1 protein-coding gene is annotated in these 276 nt (G+C 77.5%); it reads left to right on the top strand.

Annotation, left to right across the window (positions count from 1 at the left end; genetic code table 11):
* Positions 1–276 (top strand): hypothetical protein (locus tag BST27_RS31015; RefSeq protein ID WP_211285358.1); only part of this gene is annotated, 276 nt, incomplete at both ends.

Raw genomic sequence — 276 nt, 5'->3', positions numbered from 1 at the left:
GGGATGCTGCCGGCGATCGAGTGGTTCGGGTTGATCACCCAGGGCGGCGCCGGCGGCGCCGGCGGCGACGGCGGTGCCGGAGGCGACGGCGGCATTGGGGGGCGGCGAGGCTTACTCGGCGGTACCCCGGGAACTAACGGCGTAGCCGGTGACGGCGGCCAGGGCGGCGACGGAGGAGTCGGAGGCCGCGGCGGCGCGAGCGTATGGGGTCAGGGCGGAAAGGGCGGATTGGGCGGTGCCGGCGGCGCCGGGGGCGCTGGGGGTAACGGGTCCGCC

The sequence above is a fragment of the Mycobacterium intermedium genome (genome assembly GCF_002086275.1).
In the GTDB taxonomy this organism is placed as follows: domain Bacteria; phylum Actinomycetota; class Actinomycetes; order Mycobacteriales; family Mycobacteriaceae; genus Mycobacterium; species Mycobacterium intermedium.
Note: the sequence above shows the minus strand (reverse complement) of the source record. Positions and strands in the feature narration are given on the sequence as shown.